This window comes from Cupriavidus sp. SW-Y-13 (assembly GCF_009793345.1).
GTDB lineage: Bacteria > Pseudomonadota > Gammaproteobacteria > Burkholderiales > Burkholderiaceae > Cupriavidus.
The window spans coordinates 2,600,106-2,622,762 of record NZ_WHLX01000001.1 but is presented as its reverse complement, the minus strand read 5'-3'; the positions used below and the strand labels follow the sequence as shown (position 1 = coordinate 2,622,762).

Genomic DNA, 22,657 nt, shown 5'->3' with positions numbered 1-22,657 from the left:
AGCCGCTCAAGATGCGATATCGGCTGCTTGCACCGCGGGCCCTCACCCCCAACCCCTCTCCCACTGCGCGGGAGAGGGGAGCCAAAACAGTCGGGAGAGCGCAGGCTCAATGCCCCCGCGCCCGCATCAGCATCTTCACCATCGTCTTGTACCCCCGCTCCCTCGCGTGCCGTGACGGCGTGATGCCTTCGCGGTCGGCCAGATTGGCGTCGGCGCCCGCATCCAGCAGCAGTTGCACGATCTCTTCGTAGCGCGCGCTGCCATCGCCCAGGATCACGGCTTCGAGCAGCGCGGTCCAGCCAAGCTGGTTCACGCGGTCTACGGGCACTCCCGCTTTCAATAGCAGTTTCACGCCTTCCACGTTGCCGTGCTGGCTCGCGGCAATCAGTGCGGTGCCATCGTAGCGATCGGTGCTGCGCACGTCCGCGCCATGTGACAGCGCCAGCCGCAGCGCGTCGAGTTGATTGGTGGCGGCGGCCAACAGGAAGGCGCTGTTCGATTCCATATCCTTCTGGTTCACGTCGGCGCCTGCCAGGATGAGCGCGCGTGCCACATCGCCGCGCCGGTTGTAGAGCGCGGCCAGTAGCGCGGAGCGACCGCGTTCGTCAGCGGCGCGGGTCGATGCGCCGGCGTTGAGCAGGCGCATGACGAGGTCAAGGTCGCCGATACCGGCGGCCGTGATCAGGTTTCGGTCCAGCGCGGTCATGCCCTCTCCGCGCGGCGGCGAGATCGGGCTGCCGGTGGGGGGCCGGGAAGCAGGGGAGGGTGACGACGCGTCGCGTGCGCCGCTCATCGAGCGGGCCAGTGTCTGGCTGCCCTGGCCCGCCAGCAATCCCCCTGTCACCAGCAATCCCGTCAGGCCGATCAACTCGGCAAGTGCCTGGCGTCGGGACCGTGTCTGGAAGCGCGTCATGGTGGTGAATGTGGAAGACGATCAGACGGTTTCGTGTGGATGCGTGCTGGCCGCGATGGCGTCACCGGGGCACGTGGCTGCCGAGGCCGACACGGCGAGCGGCGTGGCAACCGGGCATGAATCGGCAGCGGCCTCCGCAGCGTCGCTAGCCTGGAGCTGGCGCCACAGCCGGCCAAGGTAGGGATCTTCCACACCGTGTGTGGCGAGGCCGAGCAGGGTCTGATGGAGGTAGTCGCGCGCCGGGCCATAGAGTCCGCAGGCGTGCTGCAGGCAGGCCACCACGCGTGCATCTGGCAGGCGGCCCGCGTAGCTTGCGTGCTCGCGGTTCATCACAAACGCCAGGGCGCGTTGGGCAGGCGCTTCCGGATTGGTATCGAGTTTCACGCGCAGCCAGCGCGGGTGATACGCGCCGGTCATCATCTCGCGACGCCACAGCACGCGGAACTCCTGTTCCACGACATGCGCCGGAACGCGAAAAATCATGCCGGTGCAGCAGCCGCCCCGGTCGAGGCCGAGCACGAGACCTGGGTGATCCCATGTGCCGCGATTGATCTTGGAGTACAGGTAGAAGCCGCGATGGTAGCCGTGGACGGTGGCCAGGCGGCTTTCCGTATGCACGATCATCGGATTCCAGATCAGCGAGCCGTAGCCGAATACCCAGACATCGCCGTCGAGGCCGGGCTGTTCAGGGCGCTGCGACAGCGTCTGATGAAGCGAGCGCTCCACATCGGCATCGGACAGCAGGGACGACGCGACCGGTGAGCTGCACAGCGTCGTGCGCAGCCTGTCCGCTTCGAGATCCTGTCTGGTGATGGCCATGGGTGAAAGAATAATCCAAAGCGCATTGACACGTCGCAAGCAAACAACGGTTTGTTGGTGGGGTGTGTGCAGCAGGCAACGGTCGGCGGCGCAGGCTTGATCGGAGCGGGCGCCCTGACCGGGTGCCAAGTCAGTACAATAGGCACCCTAACCTCGTGGAACAGTCACTGAACTTCGGAGAACCCAAGATGGCGCGCACCCTGACCGTGGTATTTGGCAGCGGCAAGGAATTTGAATTCACGCTGGGAGACGCCGAGTTGTCGGCGGTGACCGAGGACGCCGCGTGGCGCTGGTTCGACCGTGAGTACGCCGAACTTGACTGCCAGGCATCTAGCCCGGTGGGCAAGGTGCTTGTGATCGACAAGATCCTTAACGTGGCCAAGTTTTCGGGCGAGGCCCGCTTCGCGGGCAATGCCGAATGGGCACAGGACTTCGCGCGTCATGCGGGGCGGCTGCTGGACCGCGACAAGGTGCGGGTCGACGTGGGCAATGCGGCGATTGGGTTCTGATCCCGATCAGCGCTCTCAGCCCTCAACGAAAAACGGACGCCTTGGCGTCCGTTTTTCATGGTTGCGGAAGAGCAGGGGGCTTAGACGCCCAGCAGTTCCACTTCGAACAGCAGCGTGGCGTTCGGCGGGATTACGCCGCCGGCGCCGCGTGCGCCGTAGCCCAGCTCGGCCGGGATCACCAGGCGGCGCGTACCGCCAACCTTCATGCCTTGCACGCCTTCGTCCCAGCCGCGGATCACATGGCCGGCGCCCAGCGGGAAGATGAACGGGTCGTTGCGGTCCTTGCTCGAATCGAACTTGTTGCCGGCCTGGCCGTTCTCGTACAGCCAGCCGGTGTAGTGCACGGTCACGTGCGTGCCTGCCTTGGCTTCGTCGCCCGAGCCAACGACGGTATCTTCGTACTGCAGGCCGGAGGGAGTGGTTTGCATCGCGTTCTTCCTTTTCTGGTTGCTGAGGGGTGTCAGTCGGCGCGTTGCAGCACGTCGCGCGTCAACTGCACATTATGGTCGTCGTCGCTGACCCAGATATCGCCATCCTGGATCGTCACGGACAGCCGCATGGCGCGCTGGGCCATCTGCGCCAGCGCATCCACGGCTTCCGATGGCACATTGTAGACGGTCACGTTGCGCAGCTTGCTGGCCTTGCCCGCCATGCCCTTCCACCATTCGCGGGCGCTGGCGCTCTGATAGGTATAGACGGTCACGCGGTCGGCACGGGCGGCAGCGCGCTTGAGGCGGCTCTCGTCGGGCTGACCCAGTTCGATCCAGTGCTCGATATCGCCCGTCAGCGTCTTGTCCCAGAGGTCGGGCTCGTCCGGCTCGTCCAGGCCGCGCGTAAAGGCGAGGGTTTCGGACGCTTCGCAGGCAAAGGCCAGCAGGCGCACCATCATGCGTGCGTCGTTCTCGGACGGATGCTGGGCGATGGTCAGCGCGTGGCTGCCGTAGTACGGCCGGTCCATGTCCGATACGGACAATTCGGCCTTGAAGATCGTGGATTTGAGCGCCATGGGAACGGAATGCAGCGCGTGCCGCCCCAGGGTGGGGGACACGCGAAAGGCCGCATCATACGTGATCCGCGTGGCGCCGCGATGGAAAACCGGATGGCTGGCGTGCGGTGGCGCGCGCTTGTTCAGGACTTGCGATAGTCGCCGAGCCAGAAGCGCAGAAGCGCGGAGACAAACAAAAGCACCAGGAACGCTGCCGCCGCTACCAGCGCCAGGCCGCCATCGCTATTGATCTGGCCAGCCAGTGCGATGCGTACCAGCAGCATGCCGACCATCGCCGAGAGCAATGGCAGCAATATCGCGCCACGGCCGTAGGTCTTGAATGCCCACAGCGGGAAGCGACGCAGGAAATTGGCGGGAATGCTCAGGGCCAGGCAGGCACCCGCAGCAGAAAGCGACGCCGCGACGACGTCGTTGGGAGAAATCAGGCTCATCTTGGCTCGCGTCGGACCAGTACCGCATACTTCGAACGCGGCAGGATGTAAATCGGCAAGGCGCTGATTCTACGGAAGATTTTGCGTTTAAAGGTGATGCCGGGTCGTCATCGACGGAGGAATTGCTGGCTCAGGGCGCGGCGCCGGACGGCGCAGCCTCTATGGCGATCTGCAATGTGACGATGTCGCCCACTTCGGGCAGAAAACGGGTCATGCCAAAAGCGCTGCGCGACAGGCTACCCCGGAAATCGCCGCCGCAGACATCTCGCCGGATGCCGAACAGCACCGTCTGGCCGCAACTGAAGCGATTGGCTTCGAGCCGGAACGGCTGCGAGATGCCGTGCAACGACAACGTCCCTTCCACGGCAGTCAGCTTGCCTGCCTCGACCACAAACCGGTTGGCCTGGAACCGTGCCACGGGGAACGACTGCACATCGAAGAATTGCTCGGATCGCAGCACGCCGTCCAGGCTGCGATTGCCGGTGTCGAGGGAATCGGTGTCGACCGTGAAATCAATGGATCCGGCACCGGTCTGCGGGTCGTAGACGATCCGGCCGTCGATCTTGGCGAAACGGCCCCGTACGGTCGTGCGGTCGTAGTGGCTGGCGCCGAAGTACACGCTCGTGTGGACGGGGTCCACCGTGTAGTTGGTAGGGGCTGCCCAGGCGGAGGCGCTCGATGCGAGCAGCGCGCCGACGATGGCGATATGGCGGAGGGCGCGCGGCATGGTGCTAGGGTTGTGAGGGAACAGTCAGTGAACAAACACCGGCAGCAGGAAGATGCCGATGACGGTCAGCATGCCAATCGTCCAGCACAGCGTACGCAGCGTGGCCCGGTCGGTCAGGTAGCAGATGGTATAGGCAATGCGGATGACGATGAAGAACATCGCCAGTTCATCGATGCGTGCCTGCGGTGCCGCGAGGTACGACGCGGACAACACGGCTGCGGCGAAGAACGGAAAGGCCTCGAAGTGGTTGCGGTGCGCCATGTCGGCGCGCCGCGCCCGCCCGCTCTGTTTTTCCAGCCACGCGCGAGGATCGTGGTTGTCAAAGCCGCGACGGCCGCTTCCGGCCTTGGCAATCGCGACTGTCAAAACGGGCATCAGCCCCGCCAGCAGGACACACCAGAACGCGATCGGCATGCGTGCTCCTTGGATGATGGGTTGACGTGACGGCGCCCAGCGCGCCGCCATCGGACAATCAGGACAGCCAGGCGGTGCCGTGTGACCTGGTGCGACGAACCTTCATGCGGCCACGACCTTGATGCGCACACCACCGGTGCCGCCCACGGCGACAACCTGTCCGGCGCGGATCTTGGCGGTCTTGCGCGACTCCTGCGCGCCGTCCACCGACACCTCGCCCGACGCGACCAGCGCCTTGCCGGCGCCGCCGCTATCGCAGATCCCGGCCAGCTTGAGCAGGTCGTTCAGCGCGACAAACTCGCCTTCGAGCGGGAATGTGATCGTCTGCGCCATTACTTGCCGCCCCAGCTGTCCTTGAGTCCGACCGTGCGGTTGAACACGGGCTTGCCCGGTTTCGAATCCACGCGATCTGCGACGAAGTAGCCCATGCGCTCGAACTGGAAGCGGTCTTCCGGCTTCGCGTTTTCCAGGCCCGGTTCGAGGTAGGCCTTGATGACCTTCTTCGATTCGGGATTCAGTGCATCGAGAAAGTTCTTGCCGCCAGCATCCGGGTTCGGATCGTTGAACAGGCGGTCGTACAGACGCACTTCGGCTTCCTGCGCATGCAGGGCGCTGACCCAGTGGATGTTGCCCTTGACCTTGACGCTGTCGGCCCCCGGCGTGCCGCTCTTCGTTTCCGGCAGGTAGTTCGCGTGGACGGCGATCACGTTGCCGTCGGCGTCCTTGTCCACGCCCGTGCATTCGATCACGTAGCCATGGCGCAGGCGCACCTTGTTGCCCGGGAACAGGCGGAAGTAGCCCTTGGGCGGCGTCTCGGTGAAGTCTTCGCGCTCGATCCACAGTTCGCGCGAGAACGGGAACTCGCGGCGACCCAGTTCGGGCTGCTTCGGATGCACCGGCGCCGAGCATGCCTCGCTCTGCCCCTCGGGGTAGTTGTCCAGGATCAGCTTGACCGGGTCCAGCACGGCTACGCTGCGGTGAGCCCGGCCATCGAGGTCGTCGCGCACGGCACCTTCCAGCGTGCTCATGTCGATCCAGCTATCGGCCTTGGACACGCCGATGCGGTCGCAGAAGAGCTGGATCGATTCCGGCGTATAGCCGCGGCGGCGGATGCCGACGATGGTGGGCATACGGGGATCGTCCCAGCCGTCCACGCGCTGCTCGTCCACCAATTGCTTGAGGCGGCGCTTGCTGGTGATCGCGTAGGTCAGGTTCAGACGCGCAAACTCGTACTGGTGCGGCAGCGGGGCGGGGAAGACGCCGGCGTCGCGCAGGTGTTCGAGCACCCAGTCGTACAGCGGACGGTTATTCTCGAATTCAAGCGTGCACAGCGAATGTGTGATGTTCTCGATGGCGTCCGAGATGCAGTGCGTGAAGTCGTACATCGGATAGATGCACCACTTGTCGCCCGTGCGGTGGTGATGGGCGTGACGGATGCGGTACAGCACCGGGTCGCGCAGCACGATGTTCGGCGCGGACATGTCGATCTTCGCGCGCAGCACGTGCTCGCCATCGCCAAACTTGCCGTCGCGCATCTCGCGGAACAGCGTCAGGTTTTCCTCGACCGTGCGGTCGCGGAACGGCGACGGCTTGCCCGGCTCGGAGAAGTTGCCCCGGTTGGCTGCAATCTGCTCGGCGGTCTGGCTGTCCACGTAGGCCACGCCGCGCTCGATCAGGGTCTCGGCAAACTGGTACAGGCGGTCGAAGTAATCGCTCGCGTAGTACAGGTGCGGGGCGGCATCGGCGGACTTGGCGTCCCACGAGAAGCCCAGCCAGTGCACGGCGTCGATGATCGAGTCGACGTACTCGGTGTCTTCCTTGACGGGGTTCGTATCGTCGAAGCGCAGGTGGCAGCGGCCGGCATAGTCGCGCGCCAGGCCGAAGTTCACGCAGATGCTCTTGGCGTGGCCAATGTGCAGATAGCCGTTCGGCTCCGGCGGAAAGCGCGTGATGACGGTCGGCAGCGGCGCGCCCTGCTGGTCGGCGCGTCCGGCGTAGGTACCTGCGGCGAGATCCTGGTCGATGATGCTCCGCAGGAAGTTGGAGGCGGCTGGCGTGTCGTTGGGCTTGTTGTCTTGGCTCATGGTGGCGCCGCGTGGCATGCGGCTCGATAGCTTGGCGGACGGGCAGGGATCGGTCAGCCCCGGTCCTGGTGTTGCCTGGAATGGCGAGATTTTACAGTGCTTGCGGGCTAACCCGTCACTAACCTGTGACGACCCGGTGATTTTAAGAATCGTCTCACCTGCATGGCGTGGCGAAGTGGTGCAGAATTCACCGCAGATCGGCTCCCCGCCCATTTTGCGAGGCGTTCTGCCGTGCGACGTGATCGTCGCATGCCGCGCCCCGCCTTGCTGCAGGAACACACGCCATGAATACCCCTTCTTCTCCCGCCTCTTCCACCCATCCTGCCGATGCACTGGCTGCGCTATGGCAGGACCTGGCCCTGCCGGCCGAGGCCCTCCGCCACCTGCACCTCACAGGCGCTGATCCGATACTGCCGTCGAGCTTCGCGATCGGCACCGCCGCACAGGTCAGCCTGGGCGCGTCGGGGCTGGCTGCGGCAGCGCTCTGGGCACAGCGCACCGGACGCTGGCAGGAGGTATCCGTGGATATGCGCCACGCACTGGCCGAGTTCCGCAGCGAGCGCTACCTGCGCGTCAATGGTGGTCCGGCCCCGGAGCTGTGGGACAAGATCGCCGGCCTGTATCCGTGCGGTGACGGGCGCTGGGTGCGCCTGCACACCAATTTCCCCCATCACCGGGACGGCGTGCTGCGCATCCTGCAATGCGCGGCGGAGAAGGATGCCGTGCGCACCACGCTTGGCAAGTGGAAGGCCGAGGATTTCGAGCAGGTGGCATCGGATGCCGGCATGGTCGTCTCGGCGATGCGGACCCACGACGAGTGGCTGGCGCATCCGCAGGCCCAGGCGCTGCGTGGCCTGCCGCCCGTGATCATCGAGAAGATCGGCGAGGCGCCGCCCCAGCCTTTGCCCGAACTGCCGCCCCATGCCGAAATCAATGTCGATGCCCGCCCGCTAAGCGGTGTTCGCGTGCTCGACTTCACGCGGATCATCGCCGGACCGGTGGCAGGTCGCACGCTGGCGGCCCATGGCGCCGACGTGCTGCTGGTCACTGCGGCACACCTGCCAGCGATGGAGGTGCTGGTAATCGACACCGGCCGAGGCAAGCGGTCCTGCCAACTGGACCTGCGCGATGCCGAGGACAAGCGCGCGCTGCACAAGCTGCTGCATGGCACCGACGTGGTGGTGCAAGGCTATCGGCAGGGTGGGCTGGATAAGCTCGGCGTCGGTCCCGAAGCGGCGGCGCGTGCGCGGCCCGGCATCGTCTACGTGTCGCTGTCGGCGTATGGCCATGTGGGACCGTGGGCTGGCAAGCGCGGATTCGACTCGCTCGTGCAGACGGCCACGGGGATCAATGGCGACGAGGCGCAGGCGGCGGGCCGCGCCGATCCGGTGCCGCTGCCGGCGCAGGTACTCGACCATGCCTCGGGTTACCTGCTGGCGCTGGGCGCGATGGCGGCATTGCATCGGCGTGCTTCGGAGGGAGGGAGCTGGCATGTGCGGGTGTCACTGGCACAGACGGCACAGTGGTTGCGGAGCCTGGGCCGCGTACCGGACGGCATGGCCACGCCGGACCAGCACATCGACGAAATCTCCGATCTGCTGCAGATCGAGGAGTCGGGGTTCGGCGAACTGACCACCGTGCGTCACGCCGCGCAGCTTTCGGAGACGCCGGCGCACTGGGCGCTGCCATCGGTGCCGCTCGGCACGCATGCGCCGGAATGGCTGCTGCGCGGCAGCCATTGACGTAACGCAGTCAGTACGACGCTCAGTACAGCGTCTTGCGCAACCGTTCCGGCAGTTCGCGATCATAGGTCTCACCGTCGATCGCATTCTGGCTGAGTGTGGCGACCATCGTGCCAGTGCTCGGCAGGGTGCTGCGTGCGATCTGAGCGTCGGCTGACCAGAGATGCGACCGCACCAGCGCGCGGGCGCACTGGAAGTAGACCGACTGAATCGCAATCACCAGTACCGTGGTGGGCGGTTTGTCCTCCACCGTGCAGCGTGCAATTAGTTCGGGGTCGACGGAAATCGTCGCGATGCCACTGACCCGCAGCGTTTCGTTGATGCCGGGGATCATGAACAGCAGGCCCACGCGCGGGTCCGCCACGATATTGCGCAGGCTGTCGATGCGGTTGTTGCCACGTCGGTCGGGTAGCAGCAGCGTGCGGTCATCGAGGATCTGCACGAAACCTGGCGCGTCGCCACGTGGCGAGCAATCGCCGCCATTGGGGTTCGAGGTCGACAGCAGACAGAACGGCGCCTTCTCGACAAAGGCACGGTAGTGAGGATGCAGGTAGTCGACTTCCTTCGCCAGGGATGCCCCAGCGGGTTGGGCATACAGCGCTTCCAGCGCGGCGATCGAGTCTAGTGTGTGCGGGGGCATGATGCGAACTCTTTGAGCAGATGCGACAGGGCCTCCAGTATGCCGCAGCATGTCGGGAGGCTCCGGGCGAAGTATCGGCGGTTCAGATCGTCACGGTGCCCCGGCCCAGTTCAATCACGCGGCCGCCCACGCGGATGGCGCCGTCGGCGGTCACCGAAAGATCGAGCCGGCAGCGGCGGTCTACTTGTTCGCCCTGATTTACTTCGTATTGCGCCGGCAATGCATGTCCCGTGGCCAGCAGCCAGCCGCCGAGATTGGCGCAGGCCGAACCCGTGCCCGGATCCTCGGCCACGCCGCCACCCTGCTTGGTGAAGAAATAGCGAACCAGCACCTTGCCCCGATGGGTGGGATCGAAGGCGAACACATAGGCGGTCTTGCGTCCCAGGCTGCTTTGCGGCCACTGCTCCAACCGGCCGCTGTCCGGTTGCGCGCGACGTACGGCATCGGGGGTTTTCAGCGGCACCAGCAACTGGTCGGCGCCGGTATCGACCCACATCGGCGAAGCAGCCAGATCATCGGCCGAGAGGCCCAGCAGCGAGGCCATCTCGGCATCGGGCAGCCCGGCGGGCGCGGTCTTCGGCGCGCCTGTGTGCGGCGCGGTCAGCGTCCAGCGGTCTGCCTGCGCGGTGACGGGCACCACGCCGGCCTTGAATTCGAGCGTCAGCGCATCGCCCGTGCCGGCGAGTTCGCGCACGACGTGCGCCGTGCCCAGCGTGGGATGTCCTGCGAAGCGCATCTCGTAGCCGGGCGTGAAGATGCGCACGGCCGCGGTGGCCTGTTCCGACGGCAGGACGAAGGTCGTTTCGGACAGGTTGAACTGCAGCGCCAGCGCCTGCATGGTGGCGTCATCCATGCCACGGGCATCCTCGAACACGCAGAGCGGGTTGCCTCCGAATGTGGATTCTGCAAAGACATTGACGATTCGGTACGCGTAGCTGGGCATGGTCGATGGCAGGCGGACGTTGAAAACGCCAGTCTACGGAAACGGCGTCCCGATGCCATGCACAGTTTCTGACCCGCCGAACCAGACAGTTCCGCTACGCTGCGTTTTTGGACATTTGGCGATTGGCGACATCGTTGCCGATGCGAAGAATGGATGCTTTTTTCGGGTACTCCATCCATGCTGGAACTCAACAACTACGAAACGCTCGTGGCGGCGTCGCTGGTGCTGCTGGTCGGGCGCAAGCTCGTGCAGGTCACTCGTCCGCTGCGTACCTACAATATTCCCGAGCCCGTCGCAGGTGGCCTGATCGTGGCGATCTGCCTGGCGCTCGCGCGCTACACGGCCGATGTCGAGGTGAAGTTCGATACGGTGACGCAGACTCCGCTGATGCTCGCGTTCTTCGCCACGCTCGGCCTGAGCGCGAATCTGGCCAGCCTGAAGCAGGGTGGCAAGTCGATTGGTATCTTCCTGTTCGTGGTCACCGGGTTGCTGATCATTCAAAACGGGGTCGGCGTTGGCCTCGCCAGCGCACTCGGCCTGGAGCCGGTCACGGGCTTGCTGGCGGGATCGATCTCGCTGTCCGGCGGGCACGGTACGAGCGCAGCATGGGGCGACACGTTCACCAGGCAATTCGGCATGACGTATGCCAAGGAACTTGGCGTGGCATGCGCAACGTTCGGCCTTGTGCTCGGTGGGTTGATCGGCGGTCCGGTGGCACGCCATCTGTTGCGCAGGGTGACAGTTCCCGGCCTCGGGACGGATGCCGCCGATCCGCTGACCTTCGAGAACCCGCAGGCGGGGCGGCAGATCACGGCTTCGTCGCTGATCGAGACGCTGGCGCTGATCCTGATCTGCCTCTCGGCCGGTTATGCGCTGACCGAATTCTTCAAGGGCACGCGCGTGCAATTGCCCACCTTCGTGTGGGTGCTTTTCGTCGGCGTGCTGCTGCGCAACGGGCTGGCAGCACTCGGCTGGTACACGGTGTTCGACCGTGCGCTCTCGGTGCTTGGCAACGTCAGCCTGTCGATGTTCCTGGCGATGGCGCTGATGAGCCTGAAGCTCTGGCAACTGTCGTCGCTGGCCTTGCCGATGATGCTGATCCTTGCGGTCCAGACCGCCGCGATGGCGGCTTACGCGATCTTCGTCACGTTCCGCGTGATGGGCCGCAACTACGACGCAGCGGTATTGGCGGCAGGACACTGTGGCTTCGGCCTTGGCGCCACGCCCACGGCCATTGCCAATATGCAGGCGGTGACCGACCGCTTCGGTCCGTCGCATCTGGCCTTCCTGATCGTGCCGATGGTGGGCGCGTTCTTCATCGACATCGTCAACGCCATCGTGATCCAGTTCTTCCTGAACTTGCCCATGATCGCGCCTGCGCTGATCGGCCCCTGATCGTTCGCCTGCGATAAACGTTAAAAAAGGCGCCACCGGTTTCCCGATGGCGCCTCGCAGGACTTCTACTGCGGTACTGCCGTACTACGTACTGCAAAAAATCAGAAGCCGACTGCCTGACCGTCACGTCGGCTGTCGCTGGCGGCCACATAGCCGTGCTCGCCATCGTCGGACAGGCGCCAGATGAACTGGCCCGATCCGAAATCCATGTACGGATCGTCCACCGACTTCAACTGGTGGCCGCGGTCCTTGAGACCGTCCACGGTGGTAGGGTCCATGGTGCCTTCAACGTCCAGCGTGAAATCGCGGTTGACCTTCCAACGGGGGGCACAGCAGGCGGCCTGCGGTTGCTGGTTGTAGTCAAGCATGCGCACCACGGTTTGCAAGTGGCCTTGAGGTTGCATATCGCCGCCCATCACGCCAAAGCTCATCTGCGGCTTGCCGTCCTTGGTTAGGAATGCCGGAATGATCGTGTGGAACGGACGCTTGCCGCCTTCCACCACGTTGGCCGACTTCGGATCCATGGAGAAGCCCACGCCGCGGTTCTGCAGGCTGATGCCGGTGCCCGGCACCACCACACCCGAACCGAAACCCATGTAGTTCGACTGAATGAACGAAATCATCATGCCGTTCTCGTCGGCGGCGGTCAGGTAGATCGTGCCACCCGTGCGCGGCATGCCGAAATCGAAATGCGTGGCGCGCTGCATGTCGATCAGCTTGGCGCGCGATTTCAGGTAGGCGTCGTCGAGCATCTGCTCGGGCGTAACTTCCATGCTGCGCGGGTCCGCCACGTAGCGGTAGAGATCGGCAAAGGCCAGCTTCATGGCTTCGATCTGCAGATGCTGCGAATCCACGGAATCCACAGGCAGCGAGCCGACGTCGAACTGGTCGAGGATGCCGAGCGCCATCAGCGCGGCGATGCCCTGGCCGTTCGGCGGAATCTCATGCACTTCGTGACCACGGTAGGACTTGCTGATGGGCTTGACCCATTCCGGACGATAGTTGCGCAGGTCATCGAGCGTCATCGACGCGCCGCACGACTTGCTGAACGCGGCGATCTTCTCCGCGATTTCGCCTTCGTAGTAGGAACGGCCCTTGGTGGCGCCGATCTTGCGCAGCGTCTCGGCGGCGTCCTTGAAAACGAACTTCTCGCCCACGTGCGGCGCGCGGCCGTTGGGCATGAAGGTCTCGGCAAAGCCCGGCTGGTTCTTGAGATCAGGCACGGCGGCGGCCCACTTGTGCGCCACCACCGGCGGCACGGCATAACCACGCTCGGCGATCTCGATTGCCGGTTCCATCAGGTCTTCGAACGGCAGCTTGCCGAAGCGCTCATGCAGCGCAGCCCAGCCGGCGATCACGCCCGGCACGGTCACCGAGTCCCAGCCACGCACCGGGCGATTGGCCAAACCATTGCCGTCGGCGCCGTACTTGTTCTTGAAGTAGTCGGTGCTCCACGTAGCCGGCGCCACGCCCGACGAGTTCAGGCCATGCAATTCCTTGCCGTCCCAGAGAATGGCGAACGCATCGCTGCCCAGGCCGCACGAGACCGGCTCGACCAGCGTGATGGCAGCGGCTGCGGCAATCGCAGCGTCCACGGCATTGCCACCCTTGAGCAGCATGCGCAGGCCGGCCTGCGCGGCCAGCGGGTGCGAGGTCGACACCACATTGCGCGCAAACAGCGGAATGCGCACGGAAGGGTAGGGGTTGGTCCAGTTGAAGGTTTGCATGGTTGTCTCGTCGTCCGATACACGTTCTGTTCTGCTCCCCTCTCCCGCGGCGCGGGAGAGGGGTTGGGGGAGAGGGTTCAGCGGTTCAAATTGCGGTCTGTCGAATCGTAGCCGCCAGCCCTCTCCCCCGCCCCTCTCCCGCAGGGCGGGAGAGGGGAGAAAACCAGGGGAGTGAAAAAATCAGTCCACCTGAATCTTCCGATCCTTGATCAGTTTGCCCCAGCGGGCGCTGTCTTTCTTTACCATCGCCGCGAATTGCGCGGGGGTGCCGCCAATCGGTTCGGCGCCGAGCTTGGCCAGGCGGTCCTTCACGTCCTGCGACTGGATAGCCTTGTTGAACTCGGTGTTCAGGCGCGTGACGATTTCGGGCGAAAGGCCCTTCGGGCCGTAGATGCCGAACCACGTATCCGATTCGAAGCCGGGCAGGCCCGACTCGTTGACCGTCGGCAGTTCCGGCGCCAGCGGCGAGCGCTTCATGCTCGTCACGGCCAATGCCTTGAGTTTGCCGTCCTTCACATGCGGCATGCCCGAGACGATGCTGTCGAACAGTACCTGCACCTTGCTGGAAATCAGGTCGGGTACGGCCAGCGCGGTGCCGCGATAGGGGATGTGCGTGATGAACACGCCGGCCTGCGCCTTGAACGATTCGGCAGTCAGATGGACCACGGTGCCGTTGCCGCTGGAGGCGTAGTTCAGTTCACCAGGATGCTTCTTGGCGTAGTCGATCAGGTCCTTGACGTTCTTGACCGGCAGCGTATTCGGCACCAGCAGCACGTTGGTCGCCGTGGCGACCTGGCCGATCGGCGTGAAATCGGTCTCGGTGTTGTAGGGCAGGCGCGAATTCACGAACGGCCCCACCGAGTGCGTGCTGGTGGTAGCAATCAGGATCGTGTAGCCGTCAGGCGCGGCTTTGGCAGCCATGTCCGAACCAATCGCACCGCCAGCGCCGGGCCGGTTGTCCACGACGATCTGTTGCCCCATGTTCTGGCCGACCTTCTGCGCAATGGCACGCGCCAGCAGATCGGTGGCGCCGCTGGCCGGGAACGGCACGATCAGCCGGATCGGCTTGGACGGGAAGCTGTCCGCACGCGAGGGCGCGGCGGCAATGGTCAGGCTCGAGGCAAGGCCGATGCCGAGAAGGCGTAGCCAGTGTTGCATTGTTGTTCTCCGGTACGGAACGGACAGCGTGGAAATTCGGCAGGAAACCCAAATTATTCCGCGCCCTCGGTCACAATGAAAGTTAATATTTGTTGCTTGATCCACAAGAAAATCTTGTGGATTGGCCGATCATCGGCTGCCCCTTCCTTCTACGTTGACCTATGAGCACGATTCGCTTTCTGAAGACCTTTGTTGCTGTGGCCGAGCGTGGGTCTTTTGCCGCAGCAGCAGGGCAGGTGGCGCTGACACAGGCCGCCGTCAGCCTCCAGATGCGCTCATTGGAGGAGGAGTTGCGACGTGCCTTGTTCGACCGCAGTGGACGAGTGGCCACGCTGAATGCCGATGGCCGGGCGCTGCTGCCGCAGGCGCGCCGACTGCTGGCGCTCTATGACGAAATGCGGCTGCCGCTGTCCGGTGCCGGCGATATGGCGGGTGCCGTGGCAGTGGGAGCAGTCGTGTCGGTCATGGGCGGCCTCTCGCATGTCGTGGCCGGGATGAAGCGGACCTATCCCGCGCTCGACGTGCGCCTGATCGGCGCGAAGTCGTTCGAACTGGCCGCTATGGTGGAAAGTGGCGAACTCGATGCGGCGTTCGTGGCCGAAGGCTCGGCGCAGCTGGCCGGCACACTGCAGTGGACGCCGCTTTACGAGGAGCCCATCGTGCTGATTGCCGGACGGGGAAGCCGGGGCGATGACGCGCGGGAGGCGTTGGCCGCCAATCCCTTCCTGCGATTCGACCGGAGCCAGCGGACGGGCGCACTGGTGGAGCGTGCATTGCGGCGCGCTCACTTGCGGACCAACGAGTTCCTCGAACTGAATTCGATCGAGGCGCTGGTGGAACTGGTGCGGCAGGAGGTGGGTGTGACCGTGGTGCCATTGCTCAAGCGTTCGCGCTGGCGCGACGACCCCGCGCTGCGCATCGTGCCTTTGCGCGCGGGCGGGGAGCCGATGGTGCGCATCATCGGCATGCTGGAGCGGCGTGACCACGGACGGGTGCGCGTGACCGAGGCCATCCGCGCGGCGTGCGCAGCCCTGTTCAACGCGTGACGAAAAGGGGGCGGCATAAATGAAGAAGGGCGCCACGTAGGCGCCCTTCTTCATTTCCGCGAGACTGCCGGAGACTTACTCTTCCTGGAACGCTTCTTCGCGCTTGGCCTTGATCGACGGCAGGGCCACGATCAGCACCAGCACGGCTGCGGCAATCAGCAGGCCCAGCGACAGCGGACGCGTCACGAACACGCTGAAGTCACCACGCGACAGCAGCAGCGAGCGACGGAAGTTCTCTTCCATCATCGGTCCCAGCACAAAGCCGAGGAGCAACGGAGCCGGTTCGCAGCGCAGCTTGATGAACAGGTAGCCGATCACGCCGAAGGCTGCGGTCTGGAACACGTCGAACGTGGTGTTCTGAACCGAGTACACGCCAATGCAGCAGAACGTCAGGATGGCCGGGTACAGGTAACGGTACGGCACCTTCAGCAGCTTCACCCAGATACCGATCATCGGCAGGTTCAGGATGATCAGGATGAAGTTGCCCAGCCACATCGAGGCGATCAGGCCCCAGAACAGCGCGGGGTTGCTGGTCATGACCTGCGGACCCGGCTGGATGTTGTGGATCGTCATCGCACCGACCATCAGCGCCATCACGGCGTTGGGCGGAATGCCCAGCGTCAGCAGCGGGATGAACGAGGTCTGCGCTGCGGCGTTGTTGGCCGATTCCGGACCTGCCACGCCTTCGATGGCACCCTTGCCGAACTCGTGTGCGAACTTCGACGTCTTCTTTTCCAGCGAGTACGCTGCAAACGAAGCCAGTGCCGCACCGCCACCCGGGAGAATACCGAGCATCGAACCCAGGGCCGTACCGCGCAGGATGGCCGGGATCATGCGCTTGAAGTCTTCCTTGGTCGGGAAGAGGTTCGTCACATGGTCCGTGAAGGTCTCGCGGGCATCCTTCTGTTCCAGGTTCGCGATGATTTCCGCGAAGCCGAACACACCCATGGCCACCGACACGAAGTTCAGGCCGTCAGTCAGTTCCGGCACGTCGAACGAGAAGCGCGCGGCGCCCGAGTTCACGTCAGTACCGACCAGGCCCAGCAGCAGGCCCAGCACGATCATCGAGATCGCCTTGACCAGCGAGCCGGAGGCCAGCACCACGGCACCGATCAGGCCCAGGATCATCAGCGAGAAGTATTCGGCAGGGCCGAACTTGAACGCCAGTTCCGAGAGCGGGGCAGCAAAGGCCGCCAGGATCAGCGTGGCCACGCAGCCAGCGAAGAACGAGCCCAGACCGGCAGTGGCCAGCGCCACCCCGGCACGACCCCGCCGCGCCATCTGATAACCGTCGATCGTAGTGACCACCGACGACGATTCGCCCGGCAGGTTCACCAGGATAGCCGTGGTCGAGCCGCCGTACTGCGCGCCGTAGTAGATACCTGCCAGCATGATCAGCGCGGCCACCGGGGGCAGCGTGTAGGTCACGGGCAGCAGCATCGCGATGGTGGCCAGCGGGCCCAGGCCCGGCAGCACGCCGATCAGCGTACCGAGCACGCAGCCCAAGAACGCGTAGGCGATGTTCTGAAAGGACAGGGCGGTCGAAAAGCCCAGTCCGAGGTTGGTCAACAATTCCATGAGGGCCGTCTCCTTAGCTTGCCAGGAACGCCGGCCACACCGGCATCTGCAGGTTGATGCCGTATACGAACGCGCCCAGGCTGATGATCACCAGGATGATCGCGTTGAGTACGGCGCCCTTCCAGCTGAATTCATGGCTGGCCATCGAGGAGACCAGTACCAGGACCACCACCGACAGCACCATGCCCAGCGGCTTGAGCAGCAGGCCGAACAGGACGACCGAGCCCAGGATCCACAGCAGGATCTTCAGGTCCCAGCGGGCCAGTTGGTCGTTCTCTGCCTTGGAAGACAGCGAGCCCCACAGTACGAGCGCGCCAAGGATGGCGAGCACGATGCCGAGCCAGAACGGGAAGTATCCCGGTCCCATCTTGGCGGCTGTTCCCATGGAATAGCCACGGGCAACGAAGGAAAAGCTCAGTCCGACCAGGATGAACATCAGGCCGGAGGCAAAGTCCTTTTGGCTGCGTATGCGCAAAATGATTCTCCTCGATTTGAATCTTGAAAAGCTTCGCGACAGAGGCTGCCTGTCGCGGCAGGGTGGAAGGTAAAAGCGCATCCTTTCAGCTACCTTTCATATGTCTGCATAAAGTGGCAACCTCAGGGTATGTCCCTACGCAGACGTCCGAAAGGTTTCGGTAAGTCGTTGACAATGCAAGGAAAAATGCAGGGAAAACGCGCAGCAACGCGGTGCGCGGGCTTGTGGAAAGCAGGACGAAAGCGGACAGATCGGGCGAGGGTCGTCAGCTAAGCTTGATGGATTCCGGCGCGCACCTGGCGCCTCGAATATTCCATCCCTCGGCATTCCGAAAAAGAACGAAAAAGAACAATTCACAGTCCCCGGAGGTGCGCTTGGAAACCATCGACCATGCCATTCTCATCGGCGCCGTGGTGATGACGCTGGGCATCCTGCTTGGCGTGTTTTCGTCGCGCTTCGGCGTGCCGTTTTTGCTGGTGTTCCTGGGGGTGGGGATGGCAGCCGGTGTGGACGGCCCGGGTGGCATCCGTTTCAACAACACCTGGCTCAGCTTCCTCGTCGGCAATATCGCGCTGGCCGTGATCCTGCTCGATGGCGGGCTGCGGACGCGCTTCGCCACCTTCCGGGTGGCGCTGCGGCCTTCGCTATCACTTGCCACACTCGGCGTGGTCCTGACGGCGGTGCTGGTGGGATTATTCGCAACCTGGCTGCTCGGCATCGACTGGAAGCTCGGACTGTTGCTGGGCGCCATTGTCGGGTCCACGGATGCGGCGGCGGTCTTCTCGCTGCTCAACAGCAGCGGCATCCGGCTCAAGGAACGGGTGGCCAGCGTGCTGGAGATCGAATCGGGCATCAACGACCCGATGGCGATCTTCCTGACGCTGACGTTGATCGAATGGATCACGGCGCCGGATGGCCTGTCCGGCCCCGCGCTCGCCATGCGGCTGGTGGTGCAATTCGGCGTGGGCGGGGTGCTGGGCGTGGCACTGGGGTATTGCCTGGCCAACATCATGGAGCGCGTCAATGTGGCCGAGGGGCTGCAGGCCATCCTGGTGTGCTCGGGCGGCTGCATGGTCTGGGCCATCGTCCAGACGGCGGGCGGCAGTGGCTTCCTGGCGGTCTACCTGACCGGCATGATCGTGGGAAACCGCGAGCGCGCGGTGACGGGCGACACCATGCGCGCGATGGACGGCATGGCGTGGCTGGCGCAGTCTGCGATGTTCCTGCTGCTCGGGCTGCTGGTAACGCCGCACCGGATCTGGGACATCGCCTTGCCGGCGACGGCACTCGCGTTGTTCCTGATGTGCGTGGCGCGGCCCGTGGCTGTGTTCGTTTCGCTGCTGCCATTCCGGTTCAATACCCGCGAGAAGGCGTTCGTCGCGTGGATGGGGCTGCGCGGTGCGGTGCCCATCGTGCTGTCGCTGTTTCCGCTATTGCAGGGCATGGAGGATTCGGGGCTGCTGTTCCGCGTGGCCTTCGCCGTGGTGCTGGCGAGCCTGCTATGCCAGGGAACCACCGTGGCACTGGCCGCTCGCCTGGCCCGGGTGTTGCGCCCGCCCTATGACGAGCCGCTTTCTCGCGAGCGCTTGCGGGGCACGCGCAATCCGCCCCTCGAGCTGATGCAGTTCGTGGTGGCGGCCAATTCATCGATGGAGGACCTGCGTGCCGATCAGGTGGAGCTACCACCGCGCAGCCGGCTGATGACTGTGGCGCGCGACGGCGCGTTGGTGCCGCTGGATCAGGTTGTCCTGCATGCTGGCGATGTCGTCTCCGTGCTGGCGCCGAGTGGCAGCGTGCCGCTGCTGTCGCGGCTGTTCCTGACGGCGGCGATACCACCCGCCTGGGATCAGGTGGGGCACGACTTCGTGCTCGACGGACAGGCAGCGCTGGCCGATGTGGCCTCGCTCTACGGCACGCGCCCACTGACGCCGGAGGAAGTGCAGTGGACGCTGGAGACGGCGATGCTCGCCATGTTTCCCTCGCCGCCCGTGGAAGGCGACGCGGTCGAGATCGCCGGGCTGAGGCTCACGGTGACCCGCATGGACGGGCCACGTATCGTTCAGGTCGGTCTGCTACTGCCGCGCAATGCGACGGAAGACGCCCGCGATGGCAAGGAGCGCCTCTGGCGCATGCGCGACAAGGCGCGGCCGAGCGATGCGCTCAATCCACCTTCGCGCCGGAAACCTTGACCACCTGGCCGTACTTCTTCAGTTCACGCTGAATCAGCGCGCCGAATTGTTCGGGCGTGGTGGGCGCCGGCGTGGCGCCGATGCGGGCCAGCTTGGCTTTCATGTCATCGGTCTTGAGGATGGCCACGATGTCGCGATTGAGCCGTTCGACGATCTCGGGCGGCGTGCCGGCCGGTGCGAGCACGCCGAACCATGTGGAGATATCGAATCCTTCAAGACCCAGCCCTTTGCCGGCCTCGGCAATGGTCGGCAGTTCCGGGAACGATGCGGCGCGGCTGGCGGTGGTCACGGCAAACGCCTTGAGCTTGCCGGCCTTGATGTTGGCCGAGGCCGAGGCGAGGTTATCGAAGATGAGATCGGTCTGGCCCGACAGCACCGACAATTGCGCAGGCGACGCGCCGTTGTACGGGATGTGGACCATGCTCACGCGCGCCATGCTCTTGAACAGCTCGCCCGACAGATGGCCGGCGCTGCCGTCGCCGCCCGACGCATAGTCGAGCTTGCCCGGATGCTTGCGCGCATATTCGACGAGATCGCGCACGTTGTTGATGTGCAGTTCGGTGGCCTTGCCCGGATGCATCACCAGCACGTTGGGCACGTCGGCCACCAGCGTGATCGGCGCGAAATCCTTCACCGGGTCATACGGCATCCTGGTGAACAGCGTCGGATTGATGGCGTGGGTGGCCACGGCGCCCATCACGATCGTGTAGCCATCGGCGGGCTGCTTGGCCACGTAGTCGGCGCCGAGGTTGCCACCCGCACCGGGCTTGTTCTCCACCACGACGGGCTGGCCGAGGCTGACGCGCAACTGTTCGCCGATGGCGCGCGCCACCGTATCGAGCGGGCCGCCCGCAGGGTAAGGCACGACGAAGCGAATGGGCTTGGTGGGCCAGTTGGCCGGCGCCGCTGCCGGGGCGGCGAACGAGGCGAGCGCGGTGGTGGCGGCCAGAGCGGCCGAAAGCAGGGTCTTCAACATATCAGGCGTGGAAAGGATGGGAATCTCGTGCGCGGGGACGTGCGTTGCGTTCCCGCGTCTCAAATGGGCCCGCGAGCGCCGGCCTTCGGTGGATGCGCTTCAGCGAGCGCCAATCCCGCGCGCCATCATCACCGCGCACAGCGGCAGCAGGATAAATACATGGGCTTCGATCATGACCCAGCGGCGGGTCTTCCTGATCTCGGCGGGCGTGGGAACAAACTCCGGGAGTCTCTTTGCCTGCTTGCGCCACTTCGCGATGGCGAACGTGGGCGGCAGCGAGCACAGCGCAATCAGGACGAAGACCGTCATCTTGACGTGGAACCACGGATTGTGGATATAGAACTCCACGCCCTTGGCGCCCAGGAACAGCCGCAACAGGCCGGTGGCCAGCACAGCCATCGCCGAGAGGAAGTAGAACAGGTCGTACAGCGACAGGCGGCGGACGGTTGCGGGGGTCATGTCCGGGCGCAGTACTACAGCTTCGGCGGCCATCAGCGTCACCAGGATGAAGATGGCCGTGAAGTGCAGGAATGCGAGCAGGGCATCGGTCAGCATGAAATCTCCTCGGAGTGGGGAATACTCGGGAAAACTCGAAAATACGCGTCGATGATCGCCTGCCCGGTGTGTGGCGGGGGCCGTGCCTGATCAAGCGGAAGCTATCAGACCACGCCCTTGCTGCGCAGGGTGGCGATGTGTTCGGCACTGTAGCCGAGTGTCTCGCCAAGCACCACATCGGTGTGCTCCCCAAGCAACGGCGGGTGGCGCAGCGCCTCGGGCGGCGTGGCGCTCATCCGCATCGGGCTGCCCACCAGCTTGACCGTGCCGGCCGTGGGGTGCGGCAGGTCCACGCGCAGGCCGCGAGAGACAACCTGCTCGTTCTCGAACACTTCATCGAGCGTGTTGATCGGGCCGCAGGGCACACCAGCACGCTCCAGATCCAGAATCCATTGCTCGCGTGTGCGCGGGGCCACCATCTCGGACAAGATCGGCACCAGCACGTCGCGGTGTGCCACGCGCTGCGGATTGGTGGCAAAGCGCGGATCGTCGGCGAGTTCGGGTTTGCCACCCGCCGTGACGAACTTGCGGAACTGCCCGTCGTTGCCCACCGCCACGATGATCCAGCCGTCGGCGGCCTGGAACGTCTGGTAAGGGACGATGTTCGGATGGGCATTGCCCCAGCGCTTCGGCGCCACGCCGCTAGCCAGGTAGTTCGTGTTCATGTTCGCCAGCATCGACACCTGCACGTCGAGCAGCGCCATGTCGATGTACTGGCCTTCACCGGTACGGTCGCGGTGCATGAGCGCCGCCATCACGGCGATGGTGGCGTACTGGCCCGTCATCAGATCCGAAATCGCCACGCCGGCTTTCTGCGGGCCGCCACCGGGCAGGTCGTCGCGCTCGCCGGTCAGGCTCATGAAACCGCCCATGCCTTGCACGATGAAATCGTAGCCGGGGCGTTGCGCGTACGGACCAGTCTGGCCGAAGCCGGTGACCGAGCAATAGATCAGATCAGGCTTGACCGCCTTCAGCGATTCGTAGTCCAGCCCGTACTTCTTCAACTGGCCAACCTTGTAGTTTTCGAGCACCACATCGCTCTGTGCAGCCAGTTCGCGCACCAGTTGCTGGCCCTCGGGCGTGCTGATGTCGCAGGTCACCGAGCGCTTGTTGCGGTTGGCGGCCAGGTAATAGGCGGCCTCGGCCGTGTCGCGCCCGTCTTCGGTCTTGAGCCAGGGCGGTCCCCAGATGCGGGTGTCGTCGCCCGCGCCGGGCCGCTCGATCTTGATCACGTCGGCGCCGAAATCGGCAAGATTCTGGGCGCACCACGGCCCCGCGAGCACGCGGGTCAGGTCAAGAACACGAAGATGGCTTAAGGCACCCATGGCGG

Annotated in this window: 23 protein-coding genes; 5 read left to right on the top strand and 18 right to left on the bottom strand. The window is 64.6% G+C overall.

Going from position 1 to position 22,657, the window contains the following annotated elements; translation table 11 throughout:
- Positions 1-106 precede the first annotated feature (106 nt).
- Positions 107-913 carry an ankyrin repeat domain-containing protein gene (locus tag GA566_RS11710; protein ID WP_160472821.1) on the bottom strand — a complete coding sequence of 269 codons (807 nt, stop codon included), beginning with the start codon at positions 911-913 and terminating at the stop codon, positions 107-109.
- A 21-nt stretch (positions 914-934) separates the two neighbouring features.
- Positions 935-1,732 (bottom strand): gamma-glutamylcyclotransferase, encoded by a 798-nt coding sequence (locus tag GA566_RS11705; RefSeq protein WP_137925704.1) that lies wholly within the window; start codon positions 1,730-1,732, stop codon positions 935-937.
- Positions 1,733-1,920: 188 nt separating this feature from the next.
- Here GA566_RS11705 and GA566_RS11700 point away from each other — a divergent pair, with 188 nt between their 5' ends.
- Complete coding sequence (locus GA566_RS11700) at positions 1,921-2,241, top strand: hypothetical protein (protein ID WP_137925705.1); 321 nt, start codon at positions 1,921-1,923, stop codon at positions 2,239-2,241.
- 80 nt (positions 2,242-2,321) lie between these two features.
- Here GA566_RS11700 and GA566_RS11695 read toward each other — a convergent pair whose 3' ends face one another.
- The 7 genes from GA566_RS11695 to GA566_RS11665 all read right to left on the bottom strand — a co-directional run bounded on the left by GA566_RS11695 (position 2,322) and on the right by GA566_RS11665 (position 6,903).
- Positions 2,322-2,669, bottom strand: coding sequence for an FKBP-type peptidyl-prolyl cis-trans isomerase (locus GA566_RS11695; protein WP_137925706.1), 348 nt, complete (start codon positions 2,667-2,669; stop codon positions 2,322-2,324).
- A 32-nt stretch (positions 2,670-2,701) separates the two neighbouring features.
- On the bottom strand, positions 2,702-3,247 hold the full coding sequence (locus GA566_RS11690) for a YaeQ family protein (RefSeq protein WP_137925707.1): 546 nt from the start codon (positions 3,245-3,247) through the stop codon (positions 2,702-2,704).
- Positions 3,248-3,369: 122 nt separating this feature from the next.
- On the bottom strand, positions 3,370-3,678 hold the full coding sequence (locus GA566_RS11685; RefSeq protein WP_160472820.1) for a hypothetical protein: 309 nt from the start codon (positions 3,676-3,678) through the stop codon (positions 3,370-3,372).
- Between the two features lie 130 nt (positions 3,679-3,808).
- Complete coding sequence (locus tag GA566_RS11680; protein WP_137925709.1) at positions 3,809-4,405, bottom strand: YceI family protein; 597 nt, start codon at positions 4,403-4,405, stop codon at positions 3,809-3,811.
- 24 nt (positions 4,406-4,429) lie between these two features.
- Positions 4,430-4,819 carry an MAPEG family protein gene (locus tag GA566_RS11675; protein WP_160473284.1) on the bottom strand — a complete coding sequence of 130 codons (390 nt, stop codon included), beginning with the start codon at positions 4,817-4,819 and terminating at the stop codon, positions 4,430-4,432.
- Between the two features lie 102 nt (positions 4,820-4,921).
- A complete protein-coding gene (locus tag GA566_RS11670) occupies positions 4,922-5,152 on the bottom strand; it encodes an RNA-binding S4 domain-containing protein (RefSeq protein ID WP_160472819.1) in 231 nt (76 codons plus the stop codon).
- Positions 5,152-6,903 (bottom strand): glutamine--tRNA ligase/YqeY domain fusion protein, encoded by a 1,752-nt coding sequence (locus GA566_RS11665; protein ID WP_160472818.1) that lies wholly within the window; start codon positions 6,901-6,903, stop codon positions 5,152-5,154. The genes GA566_RS11670 and GA566_RS11665 overlap by 1 nt, the downstream gene beginning before the upstream one ends.
- Positions 6,904-7,187: 284 nt before the next feature.
- Here GA566_RS11665 and GA566_RS11660 point away from each other — a divergent pair, with 284 nt between their 5' ends.
- Entirely contained in the window at positions 7,188-8,645 is a 1,458-nt protein-coding gene (locus GA566_RS11660) for a CoA transferase (protein WP_160472817.1), read from the top strand.
- A gap of 22 nt (positions 8,646-8,667) precedes the next feature.
- Here the strand turns inward: GA566_RS11660 and GA566_RS11655 are convergent, their stop codons facing one another.
- Both GA566_RS11655 and GA566_RS11650 read right to left on the bottom strand, forming a co-directional pair.
- The gene (locus tag GA566_RS11655) at positions 8,668-9,285 is read right to left on the bottom strand and encodes a pyridoxamine 5'-phosphate oxidase family protein (protein ID WP_160472816.1); all 618 of its coding nucleotides are present in this window, start codon (positions 9,283-9,285) and stop codon (positions 8,668-8,670) included.
- A gap of 82 nt (positions 9,286-9,367) precedes the next feature.
- Entirely contained in the window at positions 9,368-10,228 is an 861-nt protein-coding gene (locus GA566_RS11650) for a PhzF family phenazine biosynthesis protein (RefSeq protein ID WP_160472815.1), read from the bottom strand.
- Positions 10,229-10,405: 177 nt separating this feature from the next.
- On the opposite strand from GA566_RS11650, the gene gltS reads away from it, so the two are divergent.
- Complete coding sequence (gene gltS / locus GA566_RS11645) at positions 10,406-11,623, top strand: sodium/glutamate symporter (RefSeq protein ID WP_160472814.1); 1,218 nt, start codon at positions 10,406-10,408, stop codon at positions 11,621-11,623.
- A 101-nt stretch (positions 11,624-11,724) separates the two neighbouring features.
- Here the strand turns inward: gltS and ggt are convergent, their stop codons facing one another.
- Positions 11,725-13,350 (bottom strand): gamma-glutamyltransferase, encoded by a 1,626-nt coding sequence (ggt, locus tag GA566_RS11640; protein WP_160472813.1) that lies wholly within the window; start codon positions 13,348-13,350, stop codon positions 11,725-11,727.
- A gap of 180 nt (positions 13,351-13,530) precedes the next feature.
- Entirely contained in the window at positions 13,531-14,508 is a 978-nt protein-coding gene (locus GA566_RS11635) for a tripartite tricarboxylate transporter substrate binding protein (RefSeq protein WP_137925718.1), read from the bottom strand.
- A gap of 161 nt (positions 14,509-14,669) precedes the next feature.
- On the opposite strand from GA566_RS11635, the gene GA566_RS11630 reads away from it, so the two are divergent.
- Positions 14,670-15,554, top strand: coding sequence for a LysR substrate-binding domain-containing protein (locus GA566_RS11630; protein WP_137925719.1), 885 nt, complete (start codon positions 14,670-14,672; stop codon positions 15,552-15,554).
- Between the two features lie 75 nt (positions 15,555-15,629).
- Here the strand turns inward: GA566_RS11630 and GA566_RS11625 are convergent, their stop codons facing one another.
- Both GA566_RS11625 and GA566_RS11620 read right to left on the bottom strand, forming a co-directional pair.
- Positions 15,630-17,132 (bottom strand): tripartite tricarboxylate transporter permease, encoded by a 1,503-nt coding sequence (locus GA566_RS11625; RefSeq protein WP_137925720.1) that lies wholly within the window; start codon positions 17,130-17,132, stop codon positions 15,630-15,632.
- A gap of 13 nt (positions 17,133-17,145) precedes the next feature.
- On the bottom strand, positions 17,146-17,607 hold the full coding sequence (locus GA566_RS11620) for a tripartite tricarboxylate transporter TctB family protein (RefSeq protein ID WP_137925721.1): 462 nt from the start codon (positions 17,605-17,607) through the stop codon (positions 17,146-17,148).
- A gap of 374 nt (positions 17,608-17,981) precedes the next feature.
- Between GA566_RS11620 and GA566_RS11615 the strand changes: the two genes are divergently transcribed.
- Positions 17,982-19,796, top strand: coding sequence for a potassium/proton antiporter (locus GA566_RS11615; RefSeq protein WP_160472812.1), 1,815 nt, complete (start codon positions 17,982-17,984; stop codon positions 19,794-19,796).
- On the opposite strand, the gene GA566_RS11610 is transcribed toward GA566_RS11615, so the two are convergent.
- The 3 genes from GA566_RS11610 to GA566_RS11600 form a co-directional block, all read right to left on the bottom strand.
- A complete protein-coding gene (locus GA566_RS11610; RefSeq protein ID WP_160472811.1) occupies positions 19,768-20,772 on the bottom strand; it encodes a tripartite tricarboxylate transporter substrate binding protein in 1,005 nt (334 codons plus the stop codon). The genes GA566_RS11615 and GA566_RS11610 overlap by 29 nt on opposite strands.
- 99 nt (positions 20,773-20,871) lie before the next feature.
- Positions 20,872-21,327, bottom strand: coding sequence for a DUF2214 family protein (locus GA566_RS11605; RefSeq protein WP_160472810.1), 456 nt, complete (start codon positions 21,325-21,327; stop codon positions 20,872-20,874).
- Between the two features lie 104 nt (positions 21,328-21,431).
- Positions 21,432-22,652 (bottom strand): CaiB/BaiF CoA-transferase family protein, encoded by a 1,221-nt coding sequence (locus GA566_RS11600; protein ID WP_160472809.1) that lies wholly within the window; start codon positions 22,650-22,652, stop codon positions 21,432-21,434.
- Positions 22,653-22,657 lie beyond the last annotated feature (5 nt).

Excerpts from the sequence above, each read along its gene's own strand:
- GA566_RS11710 (WP_160472821.1), bottom strand. The coding sequence starts at position 913 with ATGACGCGCTTCCAGACACGGTCCCGACGCCAGGCACTTGCCGAGTTG.
- GA566_RS11705 (WP_137925704.1), bottom strand. The coding sequence starts at position 1,732 with ATGGCCATCACCAGACAGGATCTCGAAGCGGACAGGCTGCGCACGACG.
- GA566_RS11700 (WP_137925705.1), top strand. The coding sequence starts at position 1,921 with ATGGCGCGCACCCTGACCGTGGTATTTGGCAGCGGCAAGGAATTTGAA.
- GA566_RS11695 (WP_137925706.1), bottom strand. The coding sequence starts at position 2,669 with ATGCAAACCACTCCCTCCGGCCTGCAGTACGAAGATACCGTCGTTGGC.
- GA566_RS11690 (WP_137925707.1), bottom strand. The coding sequence starts at position 3,247 with ATGGCGCTCAAATCCACGATCTTCAAGGCCGAATTGTCCGTATCGGAC.
- GA566_RS11685 (WP_160472820.1), bottom strand. The coding sequence starts at position 3,678 with ATGAGCCTGATTTCTCCCAACGACGTCGTCGCGGCGTCGCTTTCTGCT.
- GA566_RS11680 (WP_137925709.1), bottom strand. The coding sequence starts at position 4,405 with ATGCCGCGCGCCCTCCGCCATATCGCCATCGTCGGCGCGCTGCTCGCA.
- GA566_RS11675 (WP_160473284.1), bottom strand. The coding sequence starts at position 4,819 with ATGCCGATCGCGTTCTGGTGTGTCCTGCTGGCGGGGCTGATGCCCGTT.
- GA566_RS11670 (WP_160472819.1), bottom strand. The coding sequence starts at position 5,152 with ATGGCGCAGACGATCACATTCCCGCTCGAAGGCGAGTTTGTCGCGCTG.
- GA566_RS11665 (WP_160472818.1), bottom strand. The coding sequence starts at position 6,903 with ATGAGCCAAGACAACAAGCCCAACGACACGCCAGCCGCCTCCAACTTC.
- GA566_RS11660 (WP_160472817.1), top strand. The coding sequence starts at position 7,188 with ATGAATACCCCTTCTTCTCCCGCCTCTTCCACCCATCCTGCCGATGCA.
- GA566_RS11655 (WP_160472816.1), bottom strand. The coding sequence starts at position 9,285 with ATGCCCCCGCACACACTAGACTCGATCGCCGCGCTGGAAGCGCTGTAT.
- GA566_RS11650 (WP_160472815.1), bottom strand. The coding sequence starts at position 10,228 with ATGCCCAGCTACGCGTACCGAATCGTCAATGTCTTTGCAGAATCCACA.
- gltS (WP_160472814.1), top strand. The coding sequence starts at position 10,406 with ATGCTGGAACTCAACAACTACGAAACGCTCGTGGCGGCGTCGCTGGTG.
- ggt (WP_160472813.1), bottom strand. The coding sequence starts at position 13,350 with ATGCAAACCTTCAACTGGACCAACCCCTACCCTTCCGTGCGCATTCCG.
- GA566_RS11635 (WP_137925718.1), bottom strand. The coding sequence starts at position 14,508 with ATGCAACACTGGCTACGCCTTCTCGGCATCGGCCTTGCCTCGAGCCTG.
- GA566_RS11630 (WP_137925719.1), top strand. The coding sequence starts at position 14,670 with ATGAGCACGATTCGCTTTCTGAAGACCTTTGTTGCTGTGGCCGAGCGT.
- GA566_RS11625 (WP_137925720.1), bottom strand. The coding sequence starts at position 17,132 with ATGGAATTGTTGACCAACCTCGGACTGGGCTTTTCGACCGCCCTGTCC.
- GA566_RS11610 (WP_160472811.1), bottom strand. The coding sequence starts at position 20,772 with ATGTTGAAGACCCTGCTTTCGGCCGCTCTGGCCGCCACCACCGCGCTC.
- GA566_RS11605 (WP_160472810.1), bottom strand. The coding sequence starts at position 21,327 with ATGCTGACCGATGCCCTGCTCGCATTCCTGCACTTCACGGCCATCTTC.
- GA566_RS11600 (WP_160472809.1), bottom strand. The coding sequence starts at position 22,652 with ATGGGTGCCTTAAGCCATCTTCGTGTTCTTGACCTGACCCGCGTGCTC.